This window comes from Nocardia sp. NBC_01327 (assembly GCF_035958815.1).
In the GTDB taxonomy this organism is placed as follows: domain Bacteria; phylum Actinomycetota; class Actinomycetes; order Mycobacteriales; family Mycobacteriaceae; genus Nocardia.
In genome coordinates, this window is the sequence record NZ_CP108383.1 from 5,372,502 (window position 1) to 5,392,200 (window position 19,699).

At 66.4% G+C, this 19,699-nt stretch carries 16 protein-coding genes; 2 read left to right on the forward strand and 14 right to left on the reverse strand.

Features of this window, described 5'->3' with window-relative positions; genetic code table 11:
- Positions 1-154 precede the first annotated feature (154 nt).
- Together OG326_RS24875 and OG326_RS24880 are read right to left on the reverse strand one after the other, a co-directional pair.
- Positions 155-1,783 (reverse strand): amidohydrolase, encoded by a 1,629-nt coding sequence (locus OG326_RS24875; protein WP_327139529.1) that lies wholly within the window; start codon positions 1,781-1,783, stop codon positions 155-157.
- Positions 1,784-1,816: 33 nt separating this feature from the next.
- Positions 1,817-3,343, reverse strand: coding sequence for a PucR family transcriptional regulator (locus OG326_RS24880; RefSeq protein ID WP_327139530.1), 1,527 nt, complete (start codon positions 3,341-3,343; stop codon positions 1,817-1,819).
- A gap of 267 nt (positions 3,344-3,610) precedes the next feature.
- On the opposite strand from OG326_RS24880, the gene OG326_RS24885 reads away from it, so the two are divergent.
- Entirely contained in the window at positions 3,611-3,991 is a 381-nt protein-coding gene (locus OG326_RS24885) for a YybH family protein (RefSeq protein WP_327139531.1), read from the forward strand.
- 570 nt (positions 3,992-4,561) lie between these two features.
- Here OG326_RS24885 and OG326_RS24890 read toward each other — a convergent pair.
- The 12 genes from OG326_RS24890 to OG326_RS24945 form a co-directional block, all read right to left on the reverse strand.
- The gene (locus OG326_RS24890) at positions 4,562-6,070 is read right to left on the reverse strand and encodes an HNH endonuclease signature motif containing protein (RefSeq protein WP_327139532.1); all 1,509 of its coding nucleotides are present in this window, start codon (positions 6,068-6,070) and stop codon (positions 4,562-4,564) included.
- A 144-nt stretch (positions 6,071-6,214) separates the two neighbouring features.
- Positions 6,215-7,180, reverse strand: a complete 966-nt coding sequence (locus OG326_RS24895) for a DUF1152 domain-containing protein (RefSeq protein WP_327139533.1) — start codon at positions 7,178-7,180, stop codon at positions 6,215-6,217.
- Between the two features lie 160 nt (positions 7,181-7,340).
- Complete coding sequence (locus OG326_RS24900; protein ID WP_327139534.1) at positions 7,341-8,576, reverse strand: SfnB family sulfur acquisition oxidoreductase; 1,236 nt, start codon at positions 8,574-8,576, stop codon at positions 7,341-7,343.
- Complete coding sequence (gene sfnG / locus OG326_RS24905; RefSeq protein WP_327139535.1) at positions 8,573-9,688, reverse strand: dimethylsulfone monooxygenase SfnG; 1,116 nt, start codon at positions 9,686-9,688, stop codon at positions 8,573-8,575. Before sfnG ends, OG326_RS24900 begins: the two co-directional genes overlap by 4 nt.
- Positions 9,689-9,711: 23 nt before the next feature.
- Positions 9,712-11,097: a styrene monooxygenase/indole monooxygenase family protein gene (locus OG326_RS24910; protein ID WP_327139536.1), complete on the reverse strand. Its 1,386-nt coding sequence runs from the start codon at positions 11,095-11,097 to the stop codon at positions 9,712-9,714.
- A 27-nt stretch (positions 11,098-11,124) separates the two neighbouring features.
- Positions 11,125-12,552 carry an LLM class flavin-dependent oxidoreductase gene (locus OG326_RS24915; RefSeq protein ID WP_327139537.1) on the reverse strand — a complete coding sequence of 476 codons (1,428 nt, stop codon included), beginning with the start codon at positions 12,550-12,552 and terminating at the stop codon, positions 11,125-11,127.
- Entirely contained in the window at positions 12,549-13,772 is a 1,224-nt protein-coding gene (locus OG326_RS24920) for an acyl-CoA dehydrogenase family protein (RefSeq protein ID WP_327139538.1), read from the reverse strand. Before OG326_RS24920 ends, OG326_RS24915 begins: the two co-directional genes overlap by 4 nt.
- A gap of 105 nt (positions 13,773-13,877) precedes the next feature.
- Positions 13,878-14,603, reverse strand: coding sequence for a GAF and ANTAR domain-containing protein (locus OG326_RS24925; RefSeq protein WP_327139539.1), 726 nt, complete (start codon positions 14,601-14,603; stop codon positions 13,878-13,880).
- Between the two features lie 9 nt (positions 14,604-14,612).
- A complete protein-coding gene (locus OG326_RS24930) occupies positions 14,613-15,479 on the reverse strand; it encodes an ANTAR domain-containing protein (protein WP_327139540.1) in 867 nt (288 codons plus the stop codon).
- Positions 15,480-15,503: 24 nt separating this feature from the next.
- On the reverse strand, positions 15,504-17,366 hold the full coding sequence (locus tag OG326_RS24935) for a CheR family methyltransferase (RefSeq protein ID WP_327139541.1): 1,863 nt from the start codon (positions 17,364-17,366) through the stop codon (positions 15,504-15,506).
- Positions 17,366-17,965 carry a chemotaxis protein CheB gene (locus OG326_RS24940; RefSeq protein ID WP_327139542.1) on the reverse strand — a complete coding sequence of 200 codons (600 nt, stop codon included), beginning with the start codon at positions 17,963-17,965 and terminating at the stop codon, positions 17,366-17,368. Before OG326_RS24940 ends, OG326_RS24935 begins: the two co-directional genes overlap by 1 nt.
- Before the next feature lie 44 nt (positions 17,966-18,009).
- Positions 18,010-18,459, reverse strand: a complete 450-nt coding sequence (locus OG326_RS24945) for a T6SS immunity protein Tdi1 domain-containing protein (protein WP_327139543.1) — start codon at positions 18,457-18,459, stop codon at positions 18,010-18,012.
- A 155-nt stretch (positions 18,460-18,614) separates the two neighbouring features.
- Here OG326_RS24945 and OG326_RS24950 point away from each other — a divergent pair, with 155 nt between their 5' ends.
- On the forward strand, positions 18,615-19,676 hold the full coding sequence (locus OG326_RS24950) for an AraC family transcriptional regulator (protein WP_327139544.1): 1,062 nt from the start codon (positions 18,615-18,617) through the stop codon (positions 19,674-19,676).
- Positions 19,677-19,699 lie beyond the last annotated feature (23 nt).

The following is a 19,699-nucleotide window of genomic DNA, read 5'->3' on the forward strand; positions in this document are numbered from 1 at the left end:
ACAAGAGGATTTATATGTAACCGACGGTTACACATACTTTGACTCTTACCGAAGAAGGGAGAATGCCGCACACGACGGGTGGCGATGTCGTAAACCATAACACCGCTGCACGCGTGCCGCAGCGCCACCCCTCGAACTGCCGTGAACCGGCTCGCTACCCGAATACCCGCACGCCGCCGACGAACGTCTGCTCGACACCGATACCGGCGATCTCGGTGGGATCAATGGCGAATGGATCATGCTCCAGCACAACGAGATCCGCGAGTGTGCCGACCCGCAGACTGCCGGTATCGTCGCGCCGGTTCACATACGCCGAGCCGGCCGTGTACGCCGCGAGCGTCGTCATGAGATCCAGACGCTGATCCGGCAGCAGTGGCGGCAGGCCGGAGCCGGGGATGACGCGATTGACCGCAGTGTGGATTCCGGCCAGCGGATTGGGTTCGCTGACTGGCCAGTCGCTGCCGCAGGCCAATGTGGCTCCGGCGCGCGCCAAATCGCCGAAGAGGTACTGGCGCTCGGGCAGATCTCCGCCCAGGAAAGGCAGGGTGAGGTCGTCCAATTGCGGTTCGTGCCCGGCCCACAGCGGCTGCAGGTTCGCGACCGCGCCGAGGCGGTGGAATCGGGGGATGTCGTCGGGATGCACCACCTGCAGGTGCGCGAGGTGATGCCGGTTTCCGCGCGGGCCGTTGGCGTGCAGCGCGGCTTCGATCGCGTCCAGGGATTCCCGGACCGCGCGATCGCCGAGAGCGTGGAAGTGCACCTGGAAGTCGTGGGCGTCCAGCTCGGTCACATACCCGCGCAGTGCCTGCGGGTCCACGAAGCTGAGCCCGGAATTGGCGGTGCAGCAGCCGCGGTGATCCTTGTAGGGCTCGGTCATGGCGGCGGTGAAATTCTCCGCGATACCGTCCTGCATGATCTTGACCGTATCCAGCCGGAAACGGTCGGAGCTGAACTGCTTGCGGCGCAAGAGCATTCCGGCGATCTGCTCGGCGCCCTCATCGCGCTCCCACCACTGCGCGCCGGTGACGCGAGCGGTGAGCAAGCCGCGTTCGACGGCCGCGAAATAGGTGGCCGTGGAGTCGAAGGTGCCGTTGTCGGCGCTGACGATGGCCTCCTGCCAGCCGGTGATACCCAGCGAATGCAGGAGCGATTGCGCGCGGAGCAGTCCGGTCATCCGGTCCTGGGGTGTGATGGGCGGCAGTATCCGCTCGACCAGGTCCATCGCTCCCTCCTGCAGCATTCCGGAAGGGGCGCCGGTGTTTTCGCGTTCGATGCGGCCGTCGACCGGATCGGGTGTCTCGGCGGTGAGACCTGCCGCTTCCAGCGCCCGGGTGTTGGCCCAGGCGCCGTGATAGTCCCGGTTGGTGAGGTACACGGGCCGGTCGGCCACGACGGCATCGAGTTGCGCGCGGGTCGGCAGGCCGCCGGGGAAGCTTTCCATCGACCAGCCGGTGCCGGTGATCCACGTCCGCTCCGGATGTGCGGCGGCGTAGGCGGCGATCCGGCGCAGGTACTCACCCAGATCGGTGGTTCCGCTCAGATCGCAGGCCGCCAATTCCATACCGGCGGCGGCCGCGTGCACGTGGGCGTCCTGGAATCCGGGCAGCAATGCGCGGCCGTCCAGATCCACGACTTCGGTACGGGCGCAGATGAATTCGCGCACCTCGGTGTGGCCGACGGCCGAGATGCGGTCGCCGGTGACCGCCAGCGCTGTCGCGCGGCTGCGGGCGGAGTCCATGGTGAGGACACTGCCGCCGAGGAACACGAGGTCGGCGTAGGTCATGCGCTTACTCCTGACAACGGTGGTCGGTCGGAATCAATTGCCGCGGGCCAGGATTGCCAGCAGCAGTTCGGCGCGCACCCGGGCACTGTCGAGGTCGCACCCGAGCAGGCCCTGCGCGATGGTGATGCGTTTGCGCAGGGTGTGGCGGTGCACACCGGTCGCCGCTGCGGCCGCCTCCCATTGACCATTGGCCTCCAGGTAGGCGCGCAGCGAGATCAGCAGGTCGGTGCCGTGCGCGCTGTCGTGTTCGGTCAGCGGGGTGAGAACGGTGTGCGCGAGGGTGTCGAGCACGCGGCGGGTGGTGTCGAAGGACAGCAGTGAACTCCCGGTCAGGGTGCCGAATTCCGAAGGGGCGCTGCCACGTTCGGCGGCGGAGGCGGCAAGTCCGGCGGCGTCGGCGGCGGTGACCAGTTCCCGCAGCGAGTGTTCGCCGCTCAGTCCGAAGCGCACCGATCGGCGCACGCCGGGGGCGAGATCGGCGGCCAGCTGACCCGCGAACGCCACGGGCGCGACACCGGGCAGCACGACCAGGATTCGGCGGTCGACGATATGCAGGAACAGGGGATGGCCGGAGCGCACCGCCATGCTCTCAGCAATCGAGCGCACGCCGTCGGCGGCCTCCGCTGTATCGCAATCGGCGGCGAGCACCCGAATTCGGCCGGCGGCGTCGGCGGCCTGCGCCAGATGTGTCCAGGCCGGGTTGAGGTCGGCATCGGTGTTCAGCAGCAGGCCCAGCACCGTGCTGTTGAGCCGGTGCTGGGCCTCCCATAGTCGTGCGGGCTTCTCGAAATCGAGGGTCAGCAGCGAATTGGCGTGTCCCAGCAGGATCTGGTCGACCGCGCTCAGCGGTGCGGTGCTCACGACCACCAGATCGCCGTGTACACGGCCGCCGACGCCGATGCGCTGATGGGTGATCGTATGGCCGGACGAGTCGGTGGTCACGCCGCTCGCGCCCGCCGAGCGGTCGGCAGCCAGGGCGGTGCGCACCGTATGCAGCAGTTCTTCGTTCGGGGCTACGGGGTGCACGTCGGTGACCCGGGCATTCGTGTCCAGCACCAGAACGGCCGCGCGCAGGGAGGTGGCGAGCTCGCGGACGATGGCGCGTGCGCCGGACCGCACCAGAGCGCGCGTCATGCGCGGCTGGGCGCGGGAGGCGCGCAGCAGATCGTCGTGCTGGAGTTGGGCGGCCCGCTCGGTAGTGCGTTTGACGATCGCCGCGAACGGGGTGGGAAGTGGGACTTCCAGGAGTGGAATGCCGATCTCGTCGGCGGCCGCGATCAGATCGGCGGGCACTGCCGGATGCGTGAGCCCGATGCCGAATCCGACTGCGGCAACACCACGTTGGTTCAGGCGGCGCAGGTAGGTGGAGCGGCCCGCCGCCGATGTGGGCAGGTGCATACCCGTGGTGAGAACGAGTTCGCCGCCCGACAACCAGCGAAACGGATTCTCCAATTCGCTCGTCACCACAAGTGAGATGGTCCGCCCGATTCCGGCCGCGCCGCCGCACAGCGCGATCGATAGATCGGGCTGCGACAGAATCCAGCTGACGGGAACGGCCACGGGGTGAGTCTACGGGCGGTCCCGGTGGACACAGTGTCGAAGACACGCTAGGCAGATCGCCATTTCGGCACACGCGTACCGGCGAGTCCTCGGGGGATCGATGGAGCAGGCGAACACTGTGAGGTTCGGTCACTCTTTCTCGACCCTGTCCGGTTCTGACCATGACGGGTCCAGTTTCGACCTCGCCGAACGACCGCCGGGCGAAGAGCATGAATGGGCGGCGGAGCGAGCCCGCGAGCCACCCGATCACCACGGAAGGACCCTCTCATGGACACCCGAATCACCGACCCCGCCCAGCTCCCGGCCCTATTCGAAGAGCGCCTCAACGCGGGCGACGTCGATGGCGTCCTGGCCCTCTTCACTCCCGATGCCGCCATGCGAACCACCACCGGCACAGTCATCACCGGCGAGGAAGCCCTCCACCAGGAAATCACCGGCACAGTCGCCGCAGGCGCACACCTCTCCAACACCCCACGCCACACCCTCATCACCGCAGACACCGCCCTCCTGATAACCGACTGGACCATGCAGATCAACACCCCGGCCGGCACCCGAATCTCCCCCACAGGCACCACCGCAAACATCGCCCGCCAACAAGCCAACGGCCACTGGCGCTTCGCCCTACTAAACCCCCTCGGCACAGCCTGACCATTCCCAAGAACAACGAACCTTCTTCTTGTTCTTCGTCTTCCGTCTTCCGTCTTTCGTCTCGAGAACGGGACCACAGCCGGTCGACCGAGCTGGTACCGCAGGTATATCTCCCAGCTGCGGAAGGTAAATCGGGTACCTCTCCCGACGTGCCCAGCACGGCCATCTCGGGCTTTGCCCGCACCCCCTGCTGACCAACCCTGCCCGGGACGCAACAAACCCAGGTGCACCGACCGATTCGGCATAGAAACCGTCGGTGCACCTGGGTTGCGTGCGCCGAGAGGCAGTGGTGGGGTTTCTGGGTGCGGGCAGGGCCCGAGATGGCCGTGCTGGTGACGTCGGGTGGGGTACCCGATTTACCTCCCGGGCCACGGGGAGATACCTGCGGTACTGGCGGGGTCGACCGGCTGTGGTCCGGTTTCACAGACACAAGACGAAAAGACCAAAGATTCAAAGACGAAAGACGCCCGGAAACAAGGGATCGAAAACCAAAACCCCGAAAAACCTTGTCCGGCAACGACCTCTAGCACCGACAGGATCAACCTGTCGGTGACACGAGGGGCGGGAAACCTATTGTCGCGGTGGCGGTGTGGCAGCCCGGCGCAGCACCCGGTACCGCACCGGGGGCAACCCCCAGGCGCGACACACCCGGCGAGGGCGCAGCGACGGCGGAGCCTCGGCCATCAACTCACCGGGATGGTGCAGATGATTGACCTGCGGAGTACCGGACGGGTCCACATGCGCAGGCGCGATCCACGCGGTACGCCCGGGGAAGTCCGAATCCGCACCGAGTTTGATGGTTTTCCAGCCACGCGGGCCGCCCTTGACCAAGGCGTGGCAGTGATCGCAGGCGAGAGTGAGGTTCTCGATGTCGGTGCGCCCGCCCTTGCAGAACTCGGTCACATGGTGCACCGCCGCCATACTCGCCGGAGCCGAGCACCCCGGACGCGTGCAGCCGCGCTCGGTGGCGATCAACGCCAACCGCTGCGCCGGGTTCGCCAACCGGGCTTCGCCCAGGTGCAGAGGCATGCCGTCCTTGTTCTTCACCAACACGAACGTCTTCGAGCGGCGGGCCACCAACTTCAACGCCTCAGGAACAGGCACCGTGCCACCGGTCGCAGTGGTCGCCACTCCGGCCACGCGTTCCACATCTTCGATGCTCATGGTGAGGATCGTCGAGACGGGCAGCCCGCGGTGCGAGCCGAGCTTGGCGGGGTTGAAATCCGGGTGCAACACCGCCAGCAACGCATCGTGCTGGCGTTGCACCTTCGAGCGCTCGTCGCGGGCGGCACAGGCTTCGAGCACGTCCCGGGGGATCGGGTTGTCCTCGTCCTCGGCCCACGGGCTTTCCTTGTCCGCGGGGTTGCACATCCCTGGACGCGCCAGCTTCGCCATGACCGCATCGAACGCCCCGCGCGCATCAGGGGTGAGTTCGACGGTGAGGGTGGACATCAGGTCATACCGTTGCGGACTCGCACTCGCCGACCGCAACCGTTGCCGGTCGTCCTCATCGGTGAGTTTGCCGTCCGGGTCGAGGTAACCCAGGATCCGCTCCCCGATCCGAGGCAGATGCGTCGGATCCAACGCACGCGCCTGCCGGGCCAGTTCTTCTTCGGCATAGGCGCGGGCCTCGGCGGGGACTTTGCTGGGCAACCGGTTCATGACCTGCCGGATCACCCGCACGTGGTCGAGGGAGATCGCCCCGTCATCGAGGGCTTGTGCCGAGCAGGGCAGGACGGGGGCCGGGTCGGGTTCGTCACCGACCCGATGCCAGACGGCGAGGTCTTCGGCGGTGCGCCACCGGTTGATCGCGTCCCCGTGCGAGATATGCAGCACCGCTTGCAAATACAACGCCGGGCTGCCGGACCCGTTCCGGGTGGGCAGGGACCGGGCGCAGGCTTGCACGATCAGGTCCCGTTGCACCGACGCCAACCGGCGGGTGCTGGTTTCGATCTGCTGCATCAACGCGACGATGTCGGTGTCGGGCAACGGAATCAACGACAGGGTGGTGAGGGAATCGACCGCCGCGACCAGTGCGGCTGCACCGGTCGTGATTGCGGTTTCTTCCCTTGATTCCATGCCTTTATTCTACTCCGGGGAAGCGGACCCGGAAAGGCGAATTGTGTTGTGATATAAGGGTATTCAGAATATTCGGGTTTTATCTTTCGTTCTTGTTCTTATGTCTTGCTCTTCTTGTCCAGGCGTCTTTTTCTTTGGCTCTTGTCAGTGGGGAATCGGGGCGGAGGGACGGGGTTTGGGGCGGGATGTCAGGTGGGCCTCGATTAGTTGGGCCACCTGGTAGGGGTGCTCGGTGGGGTCGAGGAGGGGGAGGTATTCGACTGTGCGGGCTAGGGCGGGGAGATCTACGGTCAGATACATTGCCATGAAGGGGTTTACGAATAGGTCTGTGCCTGTGGTGCGGGTGGTGGCGTGGATGTTTCCGAATTCGCCGCGTAGGGCGTCGGCGATCTGGGAGTGGACAATGGTTGGGCGTAAAGGGGTTTCGGTCAGGGCGTGGGTGACGGCGGCTGTGTAGGCTGCGGCTTCGGGGCCGGACGGGGGTATGGACAGGGCGCCGAGGAAGGCGTTCTCGCGTTGTAGGGCGGCGAGGTTTTCGAGGACGTGAGCGTGGCAGACGCCGTGGTAGGCGTCGATACCGAATCCGACCGACACCACCAGGCGGTTCAGGCCGTGCAGTCCTGCTACGGCGGCGAGGCTGGTCATGTCCTCCTGCGGGGTGCCCAGGCCGGACTCGTCACCGCGCAGCAGGATGTCGGTGCCACCGTCCACCAATACGAGGGCGTCAACACCGAGGTGCTCCACCAGGGCGGAATACGCCGAACGCAGTGGCCGGACACCGGATTTGGAGAACGCGTAGACGACCGCCTCGCGGCCGGTGCTCGCCAGCCACCGCGCCAGGCTGCGTTCGGGGAAGTAGTCGTCGTTGCCTGCGGTCTCCGGATTGACGGCGGCGACCCCGGGCAGCAGCCAGTCTTCGAGCGGAGTCCGGCGCAGATCGCTGAACGACAGGTTCGCCAAATGCACCTTCTTGCCGAGCCCCTCCAGTGCCACGGCGAGCGGGATGCCTCCGTACACGTCGAATCCGCCACCCGCCCCGGCGATCAGCACACTGGTGGCATCACGCAGTCGGGTGAACAGCGGCGGCTCGGCCAAACGATACGAAGTCACCTCGCCATCATGGCCACCACGACAGCACCGCGCCAGAAAGCTCCTCGCCCCACGCCCGTTCGCCCCACGCCCGTTCGATCCACGAGTGCACGGGAATCGACTCTCCAGATCCCACGAGTGGGAGGTGCCGCCGACACCGGATCCGCCGAGGTTGTTCCGGTCAGATCACGCCGTGCAGTGGTGGTGCGGTGTCGTGCAGGAGCGATCTGCCTATGTGCTGGTACTTCCAGCGGATGGGGTCGTGCAAGGTGTGGGTTCGGGCGTTGCGCCAGAAGTGGTGGAGGTTGAGATCTGCGGCGGCGCTGCGGGTTCCGCCTACTTCGAAGAGAGCAGCGGAGACCTCGTTGGCCGCACGATCGGCGAGGATCTTCGCTGATGCGACGGTCAGGGAGGCGTGAGCCGCCAGGGCGGCATCGCGGTTCGGGGAACCGTCCGGCCCCACCACCACGGCGGCGTCGACGGCGAGTCCTGCCGCAGTCAGCGTTGCCTCGGCTGCCGTCACTGTGACAGCGAGTTCGCCGAACCGCTGGATCAGCAGTGGATCGTCGATGGCACGGGCAACACCGGACTCGAACCACGCGCGGCTCGAGGTGCGCACGAATTCGGTTGCCGCCGTGAGTGCTCCACGCGCGATCCCCGCATCGATGGCCGCGTGCAGCAGTTGCGCGTACGCCCCGTAACCGGTGGGCGCGCGCACCGCCGCCGAGCGCTCGATCAATTGATCCGCACCGACAATGACATTGTCGAACGTGACGGTCCCGCTGCCCGTGGTGCGCTGTCCGAGACCGTTCCAGTCGTCGACGACTCGCACACCGGGCGTACTCACCGGCAGGTACGCGATGTACTCGCCGGCGGGCAGCCCGCTTTTCCCCTCGGGATCATCCAGACGCGTCAGCACGGCGAGCAGATCGGCGAAAAGTGAACCCGTGCAGTAGAACTTGGCACCATCGATACGGAATTGCCCGGCGACCGGACGCAGGGTGGTCGCGATCTCCGCGACCGTCGCACCACCCCGCTCCGATTGTGCGTTCGCGATCCGGCCACCGTCGAGCACCTGACCGAAATAGCGGGCCTGCTGATCCGGAGAACCCGCCAGCCGCAAGAGATTCAGATACACGAAGTGGCTGTGCGGGATCTGCGCGATATTCGGATCGGCGGTCGCGAGCAGGCGCACCACCTCGGCCACCGCGCTCGGCGGCGCCTCCGCACCGCCGAAGGCCGCGGGCACGGTAATGGCCAGCAGACCGCTCGCCGCGAGCCGATCCAGCTCCGCGTAAGGCAGCAGCCGTTCGCGATCCCGCAGGGCAGCCCCCGCCCCGAACTCGGCGGCCAGTTGCGTCGCAATCGAATACGCCTGGCCGGCCGAATCGATGCGGTCGGCCGCGACGGCGGTCATCGGACTGCCGCGGCGGGTGTGCGGGCGGCCTCCAGTTCCCGAACCAGGGGCAGCACCTTCGCGCCGAAGTATTCGATCTCCTCCTGGAAGTGCAGGAAGCCGCCCAGGATCAGATCCACGCCGAGCTCGCGGTAGGCGACAATGCGTTCGGCGACCTGCTCGGGGGTGCCGATGAGCTGGGTGCGGAATCCGTCGTTGTACTGCACGAGATCCTCGAAGGTCGAGTCCGCCCACATACCCTTCTGGTCCCTGGTCGACGCGCCGGCCTGCTGCACCGCGTCCCGGAAGCCTTCCACCGCGGGCTTGTTCGCCTTCTCGATGATTTCGCGCAGCGTATCCCGCGCTTCCTTCTCGGTGTCGCGGGCGATGATGAACCCGTTGAGCCCGAACTTCACCTCCCGCTTGTTCTCGCGGGCGACCGTGCGCAGATCGTCGAGCTGCTCGGTGACGCCGTCGAAATCCTTGCCGTTGGAGAAGTACCAATCGGCGTACTTGCCACCATTGCGCCGCGCCGCCGTCGAGTTACCGCCTTGGAACAGTTCAGGATTCGGCCGCTCGGGAGTGTTCAGCGGCTTGGGCTTCAGCGTGAAGTCACGAATCCGGTAGAAGTCACCGCCGTAGTTGACATCGTCCTCGGTCCAGAGCTTGCGAATCACCTCGAGGAATTCGGCGCTGCGCCGGTAGCGCTCATCGTGCTCGAGCCACGGCTCGCCCAGCGCCTTGAATTCCCCCGAGAACCAACCGGACACCACATTGATGGCAAAGCGCCCGTTCGACAGAATGTCCGCTGTCGCACCGAATTTGGCGAGAACTCCCGGGTGCCAGAGCCCGGGATGGATCGCCGCGATCACCTTCAGCCGTTCGGTCGCACCGAGCAGGGCCAAGCTGAACGCCGTCGACTCGTGCTGGAACTCGGCGCCGTACGAGGCGGTGTACCGCACCTGTGACAGCGCGTAGTCGAAGCCATTGCGCTCCGCCGTCTGCGCCAGCTTCTTGTTGTATTCGAAATCCCAGCTGGTGCGCTGCTCGATATCGCTGGTGACCAGCCCTCCGCTGACATTGGGTACCCAGTAGGCGAATTGGATCTGGTCGGCGATCTGCTCGGTGGTCATGGCGGCTCCAAAAGGTCGTCGGATCAGGCGCTGGCGAGAGTGCTGGAGAAGGCGGAGCGGTCGAAACGCCCGGCCGGGGCGAAGCGGGCCAGCAGTGCCGCCGCATCCTCGCCGCTGACGCTGGTGATGAATTCGTTTGCCCCGTCGACCGAGTCGATGTCGAGCAGCGGCTGCGGGCGGTGCAGCAGGCCGACAAGTGCGGAAGCGACCCGGGAATCGACGGCGGCCGCAGCGAACAGCTGGTTGCCGATATCGGCGAATTCCGGATCGCCGAGGAACAGCCGCGTGACCTTGTTCGCCGCATCACCGCGAGCAGCCAGGAAGGCCGCGTACTGCCCAGCGAGCCAGGCCTCATCGAACGGCCCGTCGTGCACGGCGGCGGCAGCGACCAGCCGCTGCGCCTGGATCAATCCGCTCTGCGCGCCCTGACCCGCGATCGGGTCGTAGGCGGCCGAGGTGTCACCGAGGGAGCCGACGACATGCCCATCGGCGGTATGTCCCACACCGGCCCGGACCACCGGCCGCACCGCACCCTTGAGCCAGGAGTGCGGGTCCTCGGCGATCGTCTGGGTGGCGAGCACCTCGGGCAGATCCCAATCGATGAAATCGCGGTACAGGTCCTGCACGATGCGGTGCGCGGACTCGGCCGAATCCGCAGCGGCGAAACGACTTTCCCACTCACTGCCCGGTCGCGCCCAACCGAGGAAGGCCCAGCTCGGCCCCGCGTCCTTGTGCAGATACGGACCCCACCAGCCCTCGCCCTGATCGGCGAAGATGGAGAACCCGCTGTGCCCGCCGCCCGCCCGGCTGCGATGCGCGAACACACTCTCGTCATGACCGATGCCGGTCACGGTGACGGTGAGCAGCGACCGCTGCGGTGCGTCGTAGACGGAACGCGCCGCGTCGACAGGGAAGAGATCGGACAGCCCGCCGCGACCGGTCGCCACCAGAGTCAGGTCATTGGCTGCCGCGATCCCGTCGAGGGCAGCGGGGGAGACCTGCTCCACGACGAATCGCCCACCGCGCTCCAGGAATCGGGTCAGCCGCTCATCGGCCTTCAGCCGGGTATCGACCGCGACGCCGACATAACCATCGAAATGCCCATCGAATGCGATCAGCTCTTCCCGCTCCGGCCCCGCAATGCGGACGCTGAGCCCGGTGTGCCGGGGCGCGCGAGCCGTATAGGAATCCAGTCCGAGCGCGGCCTCGGCCTGCTGCGTCTCACCGAATTCGAGTGCCGTCCCGGTGGCGGGCACATCATCGCGCAGTGCCCGCTGATCCCGATCGCTGTAGAGCGTCACGGCGAATCCGGCATCGAGCAGGCCGAGCGCCGCGGTGACGCCGGTTTGCCCGGCGCCGATGATCGCGGCCGTACGGGTGGAGCGGCCGGTGGAGTTCTGAGAGGTCATCTTCTTCGGTCCTTTCCGATCCTGCGGTCAGAGGGTGACCGACGACCCGGGCCGGGATACGGCATCGGGCAGTGCGGTCGAAGCGGAGCCACCCGGGCGATAGCGGGCGCCGCGATGTTCCTGGGGCAGGCGATCGCCCCGGTCGAGCAGTTTGTTCCGCAGCGTGCCGGGAACGTATTCGGTGGTGTATGCGCCGCGTGCGGTCAACTCCGGAACAACATGGCGCACAATGTCTTCGAAGCTTCCGGGGGTGATGGCGTAGGCCAGGTTGAAGCCGTCGAGATCGGTTTCCTCGGCCCAGTCCTGCAGCGTGTCCGCGACGGTGCTGCCCGAACCCACGAAGACCGGGCCCATGCCGCCGATGCCCGCCCACCGGCCGATATCGCGGACCGTCCACTCGCGGCCGTCGTCGTCGAACTCCTGGAACGCGGCGACGGCGGATTGAATGGCATTGCTCTGCACCTGGCCGATCGGATCGTCCAGGTCGTAGGCGGACAGGTCGATGCCCATCCAGCCGGACATGAAGACCAGGCCGCCCTCGATGCTGGCGTAGGACAGGTACTCCTCGTGTTTGCGCGCGGCCGCCTCGTCGGTGGCATCGGTGATGATGGTGGCGAGCGCGTAGATGCGGGCCGAGTGCCGATCCCGCCCGGCCGCTTCCAGGGCATCACGAATACGGGAAACCGTCTGCGCCAGTATCCTTTTCGAAGGTCCGGCGATGAAGATCGCCTCCGCGTTCTCGGCGGCGAAGCGCACGCCACGCGGCGACGCACCGGCCTGGTAGATCGTCGGAGTACGCTGCGGGGACGGCTCCGAGAGATGGATGCCGGGCACCGTGTAGTGCGCCCCCCGATGACCGATGTGGTGCACCTTGGCCGGATCCACGTAGATGCCGCGCTCGACATCGCGGACCACCGCGTCGTCCTCCCACGAACCCTCCCACAGCTTGTAGAGCACCTCGAGGTATTCATCGGCCTGGTTGTAGCGGTCGTCATGGTCCAGCTGATCGTCCGCGCCGAAATTCCTTGCGGCCGAAGGCAGATAGCCGGTCACCACATTCCAGCCGATGCGGCCGCCGGTGAGATGGTCGAGCGTGGAGAGGCGGCGGGCGAACGGGTAGGGGTGTTCGAAACCGGTGCCGGTGGTGATGCCGAAGCCGAGATGTTCGGTGACGGCCGCCATGGCGGAGACCAGCAGCAGCGGATCGGCCACCGGGATCTGCGCGCCCTGCCGCAGTGCCGCGATATCGTCACCGCCGTACACGTCGTAGGTGCCGAGCACGTCGGCGATGAAGATGCCGTCGAAACGCCCCTCCTCCAACAGCTTTGCCAGTTCGGTCCAGTAGCTCAGCTCCTTGTACCGATGCGATTGGTCCGCCGGATGCCGCCACAGTCCCGGCGACTGGTGTGCGACACAGTTCATATCGAAGGCGTTGAACCGAATCCGGCGCGTCACTGCGCGTCTCCGTTCGCCGGCCGGCGTTCGCCGGCACTCCAGGCGAACGGCAGGGGCGCGTCGTTGAGCAGGTGGTCGCCGATCGCCCGGGCCTTCTGGATCGCGGGATTGTGCACCGAGATGGTGCGGGCATTGCGCCAGTGCCGATCCAGGCGCAGCTTCTCGGACACGATCGAGGCGCCACCGACCTCGAACAGCAGCGTGGTCGCGGGCAGTACCAGATCGATCACCGCCAGCTGCGCCTGCGCGGCGGCGAGTTCCGCTGCCACCACGGCCTTTTCGTCACGTGCGCCGTCGTCCAGCACCTCATCCAGGACGCCGGCGACCGCGAGCACAGTGGCCCGTGCCGCGAAGGCCGCACCCGACAGGCGGCCGATCACCTGCTGCACCAGCGGATCCTGCCGGGGCAGATCGGCGGCCGAATGGGTGTAGCCGCGAGTCCGCGCCGCCACCCATTCGCGGGCATCGAGTTCGGCACGCTGCGCGATTCCGGCAAGCACCGCGAGCTGCACCAACTGCAGGTAGGAGGTCGCATACGTGGGACCGGGCGCACCGTAGCCGGGCCCGAGCACCTGATCGCGGCGCACGGCCACATCGGTGAATTCGGTGGTGCCACTCGCCGTCAGACGCTGCCCGAAGCCGTCCCAATCATCTTGCTGGCGTACACCTTCGGCCGTCGCCTCGACGAGCACACCCACCCGCGCACCGTCCTGATCCGCGGCCACCAGGATCTGATCGGCGTACAGCGAACCGGTGCTGTAGTACTTCGTTCCATTGAGCAGGAAATCCTCGCCCGAGGCGGACAGGCGAGTCTGATACCGGTCGACCGCGCCCACACCGGGTTCGGTGATGGCATTGCCGACCAGCGTGCCCGCGACCACCGCGCGCAGCCACCGTTCCCGCTCCGGACCGGGTTCGGCGAGCAATTGATCCTCGACGAACGAGAAATGCACCCGGAGCGCCTGCGGCAGATTCGATTCCGCGGCGGCGAGTTCGGTCAGCAGCCGGAACAATTGCCGCACGGTGACGCCGTAGCCGCCGAATTCCACCGGCACCCGCAGCGCGCCGAACCGCGCCTCACGTAGCCACCCCACCTCCTCGAAGGAGAGCCTGCGATCGATTTCGCGTTCGACTGCGCCTGCGGCAATACGGTCGAAGATCGGCCGGAAGATTGCATCCAGGTCGGAGTCGGTGGTGGATTTCACCTCGGTGGATGTCATGCCCAACGATTGCGCGGACCGCGCGCGTTATCACCAGTTATACGCAGCGCGATCGAAAGACCCAGAGTTCGGCCCCGGGCCGGAATTCCCGGTGCCCGCCGGTGACTATGTGCCCGGTTCGCCGATCCGGACCCGCCCCTCCACCACATCCCGTGCGAGCGCGGAGAGCAACAGTTGGTGGTTGCGCGCATAGCGACGCAGGACGGCGAACGATTCGTCCATGGTCAGTGCCATCCGAGTGGAGACAATGCCCTTGGCCTGCTCGATCACGACCCGACTGGACAGGGCCTGCTCCAATTGCGTACTCAGCGTGCGACTCTCGTTCAGTTCGCGCTCGCGCAGCAGGGTGATCGCAGCGGCATCGGCCAGGGATTGACCGAGGACCAGCGCCGCCGGATCCAGCGGATCCGGGCCCTCGCGATACAGCACCAACGCGCCGACCGGGGATTCACGCGTCCGCAGTGGGACGGCCGCCACCCGCGTGTAGCCCAGCGTGTGTGCCCGGGGAACATAACGCCGCCAGCGCCGGCGGGCGATCGGACCGTCGAGCACGGCCTCGACCACCGGCGCACCGGTCCGGAGGCAGTCGTAGCCGGGGCCCTCCCTCCAGGCCGATGCCTCTGTTTCCAATTGTGCGACTTCGGGATCCGAAGCGCCGCTCACCGGAGCGCCCGATTTCTCTTCGAGGATGACCGATGCCGCGCCCACACCCAGCACCTCGACGCTGCAGTCCGCGAGGGTGGTCAGCAGAGCCGGTATGTCGTAATCGTCGCGCAGCGTTTCGGCCAGCGACACGAACGCATCGGCCAGCCGCTGATCCCGCCTGCTCATGACTTCCCCTCATTCGAGTCTCGTGGCTCCGAGAGTTATCTGCTGTGCAACGGTTTCCAAAGGTTCTCCGGTCGCGAACGCACGGGCCTTGATGAGGGCCAGCGCATCACTGATCGAACACTGCTGCTGCTCCGCCAGTCGTCCGGCGGCCTGGTGCACCACCGGCCGGTGATCGGCGCCACCGTACAGCCCGGGGTCACCATCCGGGCCGAGCAGCACACCGCCGACCGACAGGGCGTCGGCCACCTCGACAATGATGCCGGATTCCGCCCAGCCGGGCCGCGGATCGAAAACCGTTAGCGCACCGATAGATCCGGCAGGTGTCCGCAACGGTACCGCGACGACGGCGGCGACGCCCAGGGCCGCCAGCGCGGATCCGTAACAGGGCCAGCGGGCTTCGATCGCGGGCCCGGCGGCCGCGACGAGCCGGTTGTCGCGAGTCGCTTCCACGGCCGGGCCCGCACCGAGGACATATTCCAAATCCTGTGCACTGCGCGCTGATTGGCTCGATGCGGCGACCGCGAGCTGATTCAGATCGGCGCCGACCAGGGTGAGCGCGGCACTGCGGGCACCGCAGGCCTCCGCGACCCCCGCCATGAACACCGGGGGACGAGCGCCGCGATCCACCAGCCAGGCGGTGACACGGCGAGCGTAGGACTCCTGCAGGCGCGCCGCCGCAAGATGACAGGCCGCCATGCGGCGGTGTGTATCCGCCATTTTCCGGTGGAACGGCCGACCCGTTTCGGCCGCGAGACGCTCGTGCCGCTCGGCCGATGCCTGCTGGTGCTCGGCGCGCTCCCGGGCCCGCGTGACATTCAGCCACGCGGTAGCTACTTGCGCGGCAACCGATTCCGAACCGCTGCTCGATGCAGCCATGCACGTAGCATACGGCCCCTGGCGTCAGCCGACAGCAGCGTTCGAGTCCTCCATCAACAGCACGACACCACCCTTGTGCCCCGCGAACGGGGAACACGTCACCGCGCACTCGATGCTGCGGCCGATGCGGTTCACCGACGGGACGCCGAGCGGACCCGCCCGTTTTCCGCGCGCGATGCAATCCCGAATGATCTCGTGCAGTTCGGCGGTGGGCAAGCCGAAACTCAGCGCGAAGAAGTGCTCACCGAGTACCTCATCAGCACGCAGACCCCAGAGTTCGCTCGCGCCGCGATTCCAGCTGCGCACCTTCATATCCGCGGACAGGACGACCACGCCGGCCGCGATACTGCTCATCACGCCTTCCAGGAAGGCGCGGGCCTCATCGAGATCCGTTGTCTGGATACGCATCTCGTCGTTCATGGTTTCGAGCTCTTCATTGCCGGACTGGAGTTCCTCGTTGGTGGTCTCGAGCTCCTCGTTCGTCGATTGCAGTTCCTCGTTGGTGGTTTCGAGTTCCTCGATGCTGGACTGGAGTTCCTCGTTGGTGGTCTCGAGCTCCTCATTGGTCGATTGCAGTTCCTCGTAGGCGGTCTCGAGCTCCTCACGGACCCGCTTGACCTCCTCCTTGAGCCGGGTCGCCAGGGTGACGTCGGAGAAGGTGATATTGACGGCGACGGGCAGGCCGGGCCCATACGAAATGGGCTGAATGAGAATGTCGAAGTACTGCACGTCGTCGCCGAGACGGCGTTCGGCCGCATTGACACGCAGCGTCCGGCGCTCATGGGTGGCCTGATCGATGAGCGAGCGCAGTTCCGTGGGGCGATAGGACAATTCGAGGTCTTGGAACGGACGGCCCACATCGTTGCTCGACACACCGAACTGGGCCCGCGCCTGGTTGTTGATCATGACGACGGAACCGTCCGAGTCCAGGGCGATGCTCGCGCCGGGCGCCGCGTCGAGGATCAGATCCCGCAACTGACGCATGCGTGATGCCGCTTGGAGTTCCACACCGATTCCTGGCCGTAGCTTGATCTGGGGAGTGGAATACGTCCGGCTGCTGCCACCGGGCCGGCGCCGGAAGATGCGTTGACGAATGCTGATCGGTTCGAAACGCTCGCCGTCACTCAGCAGCATTTCGGCCTTGCCGAGAAACAGATAGCCGACCTCGCGCAGGGCGAAGTGGAAGCGGTCGATGATCAGGCCCTGCGCCTCGACATTGAAATACATCAGCGTATTGCGGCACACCAGCAGGTCCAGCCTGGAGATCGGCGCATCTTGGGTGATGTCGTGGCGGCCGAAGATCACGCGCCGCCGCAGATCGGGGCGGAAGACGAACTGGGCGCCGCTGGGTTCGAAGTACTTCTCGCGGAACTCCGGGGAAAGCGCCTCTAGCGACTTGGCCGGATACAGACCCGCCCGCGCTTCGCGCAGCGCCTCCTCGTCCACATCGGTGGCGTAGACCTTGACGCGGTTCATGCACTCTTCGATACCGAGTACCTCCGCGAACATCATGACCAGCGAGTACGCCTCTTCGCCGCTGGAACAGCCCGCGCTCCACACCCGGATCTCCGACTCGGGCGCGACGGAGGCAATTACCTCGGGGACCACCTCACGCTGCAGCAGCGTCCAGGCATCCGGATCGCGGAACATCGCGGTGACATTGATCAGGATCGTATTGAACAGGGTCCGGAACTCGTCCGCATCGGCCTCGAGCCGGTCGCGATAGTCTGGATAGGTCAGCGCCGCAACCTCACCCATCCGTTTGCGAATACGGCGACTGAGCGTGGAGCGCTTGTACCCCGTGAAGTCGAACCCACGCGCATCACGAATGAAGCCGAGCAGATCCTCGAGCTCCTGATCGAGTTCCGCACCGGTCGGTTCGGTCATTACTTCCTCTCGGCGACGACGAGCTCGCGGACCACGGCCGCGATCTCGTCAAGAGGTAGCACGAAGTCGACACAACCGGTGCTCACCGCGGCCTTGGGCATGCCGGGGAATTCCGCGGTGGCCGGATCCTCGGCGATGACTGTGCCGCCGCGCGACTTGACCGCCTCCACCCCCATCGCGCCGTCGCTCCCGGTGCCGGTCAGCACACAGGCGATGGCCCGTGCTCCGTACGCGCCCGCGATCGACTCGAAGAGCAAATCGGCCGAGGGACGCAGAAAGTGGACCAGCTCACTGCTCGACAGTGTGACGACGCCGTCGGCGCCGACCAGCAGATGCCGGTCGGGCGGCGCCAGATAGACGGTGCCCGCGAGCGCGCGCTCCCCGGTCTCGGCGAGTTTGACGTCGAGTTCCGTTCTGCGCGCGAGGACTTGGGCGAGCACCGTGCGGTGCCGCGGATCCAGATGCTGCACAACGAATATCGGCACCCGGAGGTCGGGCCCGAGCGCACCGAGCAAGGTGCCCAGCGCGGTGACGCCCCCAGCCGACGAGGCCACCGCGACCACGTCGAACTGTTCCGAGGGATCCCGTGCGGACGTCATACCTCGAAGCCTAGCCCGGTTCTCCGATTCCAGGTCGGCGCCGTTCAGTCACTTTCGAACCCGTGCGCCTGCGCCACGAGATCGAAGAACACCCACACGCCGCCCCTGTCATAGGAATCCGGATCCTCGGAACCGCCGAGGAACGGATACGGGGTGGCGATGTAGACCTCGTCCTCCGCGAGCGGGCCCAGCCGCCGGCGGATTGCCGAAACATGCTGTGGCTGCAATACATAGGTGAGAAAGTCCGGATCGAACAGCACTCGGTCGATGAATGCGGTCACGTCCGAGAAGGCGCCGTAACCCTTGGTGCCGGGACTGTACGGGTCGAGCACCGCGTACTCACCGGTGCGCGTGCTCATCAGAAAGGCGTGACCGAGGTCCGAGTAGCCCACCACAGTGTCGAACTGCGGGAAGTGCGGCGCCCACGCCGGCATCACCTGCTCGAAGCGGTAGGGGCCGACCAATTTGAAGGGGACACTTGTCACTGGTCCCATCCAACCAGAGTCGGCACCGCCCACCCGATCCGGCCTGTTCCCGCGCCCGCGGCGGATCGGGCCCCGCGAACCACGCGGAGTCGCTGTCGCGTCAGCGTTGTAACTACCTGGGGATTTTCCGGAAATGTGTGCCGCATGTTTGCGAAGATGACGGGATGTCGGGCGAGCTTGGGCGGTTGCGCTCCATCAATAACGCGGCTCTGCTGGTCGAGTTCGGGGCCGGCCGAGGGTTGACGATGGACTCCATGCTGGTGCACACCGGCATCAAGGAGAGCGATCTGACCGAACCGGCGGCGGAGATCGAGCTCGAGCAGGAGTTCGAGTTGATGGCCAATATCCTCGCCGGGACCGATGACGAGCCGGGGCTCGGGCTGCTGGCCGGAATGCAGTGCCATCCAACAAGTCTCGGCATCTGGGGCTTTGCGATCAGCACCAGTCCGAATCTGCGCCACGCCTTGGAGATCGGGCTGCGCTACGTCGACCTGTCCTTCACCGCCGCGCTGCACCGCCTGGACAAACGCGGCGCCGACGTCGCGATCCTCCGGGACGACAGTATGGTCCCGCCCGGTATCAGGCGGTTCGCGCTGGAGCGTGATCTGGTGGCGATCGGCACGGTCCAGCAGGATCTGCTGCCGATGCGGCTGCCCGCCGTCCGGCTGGAGGTCCCGCTCGAGCGACATCCCATGTACGAGACGGTGTTCGCCATGCTCGGCGTCTCCGATATGACCTTCGGCGCGCCGAAACTCGTATTGACGCTGCAGGCGTCGTCACTGGAACTGAAACTGCCGCAGGCGAATCCGGCCAGTATGAAGATCTTCGAGGAGCAGTGCGCGCAGATCGTGCAGCAGCGGCAGCAACGCGGCGGAATCAGCGGGCAGGTCCGGGAACTGCTCATTCATCGGCAGGGGATGGCCGATCAGTCCGATATCGCAGCCGATCTGGGCCTCAGCGTGCGCACCCTGCGGCGGCGCCTGGCCGACGACGGGACGACATTCCGGGAGTTGAGCGGCGAGACCGTCGGCCTGCTCGCCGAGGAATTGCTCACTGCCGGACTGACTGTCGAGAGTGTGGCGTGCCGACTCGGCTATGCGAGCGTGTCCGCATTCGGCTCGGCCTTTCGCGCCTGGAAAGGTCAGACACCGGGCCAGTACGCCCGGCAGAGCCGCACCCCGCGACTGCGCGCCGTCGGCGATCAGAGCTGGCGGCCACCCACCTGAGCCGAATCCACGGCACCGCGGGC

Bases quoted from the DNA above. Each gene is read 5' to 3' on its own strand.
- sfnG (WP_327139535.1), bottom strand. From the start codon at position 9,688: ATGACCACCGAGCAGATCGCCGACCAGATCCAATTCGCCTACTGGGTA.
- OG326_RS24940 (WP_327139542.1), bottom strand. From the start codon at position 17,965: ATGACGTCCGCACGGGATCCCTCGGAACAGTTCGACGTGGTCGCGGTG.
- OG326_RS24900 (WP_327139534.1), bottom strand. From the start codon at position 8,576: ATGACCGCCGTCGCGGCCGACCGCATCGATTCGGCCGGCCAGGCGTAT.
- OG326_RS24890 (WP_327139532.1), bottom strand. From the start codon at position 6,070: ATGGAATCAAGGGAAGAAACCGCAATCACGACCGGTGCAGCCGCACTG.
- OG326_RS24875 (WP_327139529.1), bottom strand. From the start codon at position 1,783: ATGACCTACGCCGACCTCGTGTTCCTCGGCGGCAGTGTCCTCACCATG.
- OG326_RS24945 (WP_327139543.1), bottom strand. From the start codon at position 18,459: ATGGGACCAGTGACAAGTGTCCCCTTCAAATTGGTCGGCCCCTACCGC.
- OG326_RS24930 (WP_327139540.1), bottom strand. From the start codon at position 15,479: ATGGCTGCATCGAGCAGCGGTTCGGAATCGGTTGCCGCGCAAGTAGCT.
- OG326_RS24950 (WP_327139544.1), top strand. From the start codon at position 18,615: ATGTCGGGCGAGCTTGGGCGGTTGCGCTCCATCAATAACGCGGCTCTG.
- OG326_RS24925 (WP_327139539.1), bottom strand. From the start codon at position 14,603: ATGAGCAGGCGGGATCAGCGGCTGGCCGATGCGTTCGTGTCGCTGGCC.
- OG326_RS24910 (WP_327139536.1), bottom strand. From the start codon at position 11,097: ATGACCTCTCAGAACTCCACCGGCCGCTCCACCCGTACGGCCGCGATC.
- OG326_RS24920 (WP_327139538.1), bottom strand. From the start codon at position 13,772: ATGACATCCACCGAGGTGAAATCCACCACCGACTCCGACCTGGATGCA.
- OG326_RS24935 (WP_327139541.1), bottom strand. From the start codon at position 17,366: ATGACCGAACCGACCGGTGCGGAACTCGATCAGGAGCTCGAGGATCTG.
- OG326_RS24885 (WP_327139531.1), top strand. From the start codon at position 3,611: ATGGACACCCGAATCACCGACCCCGCCCAGCTCCCGGCCCTATTCGAA.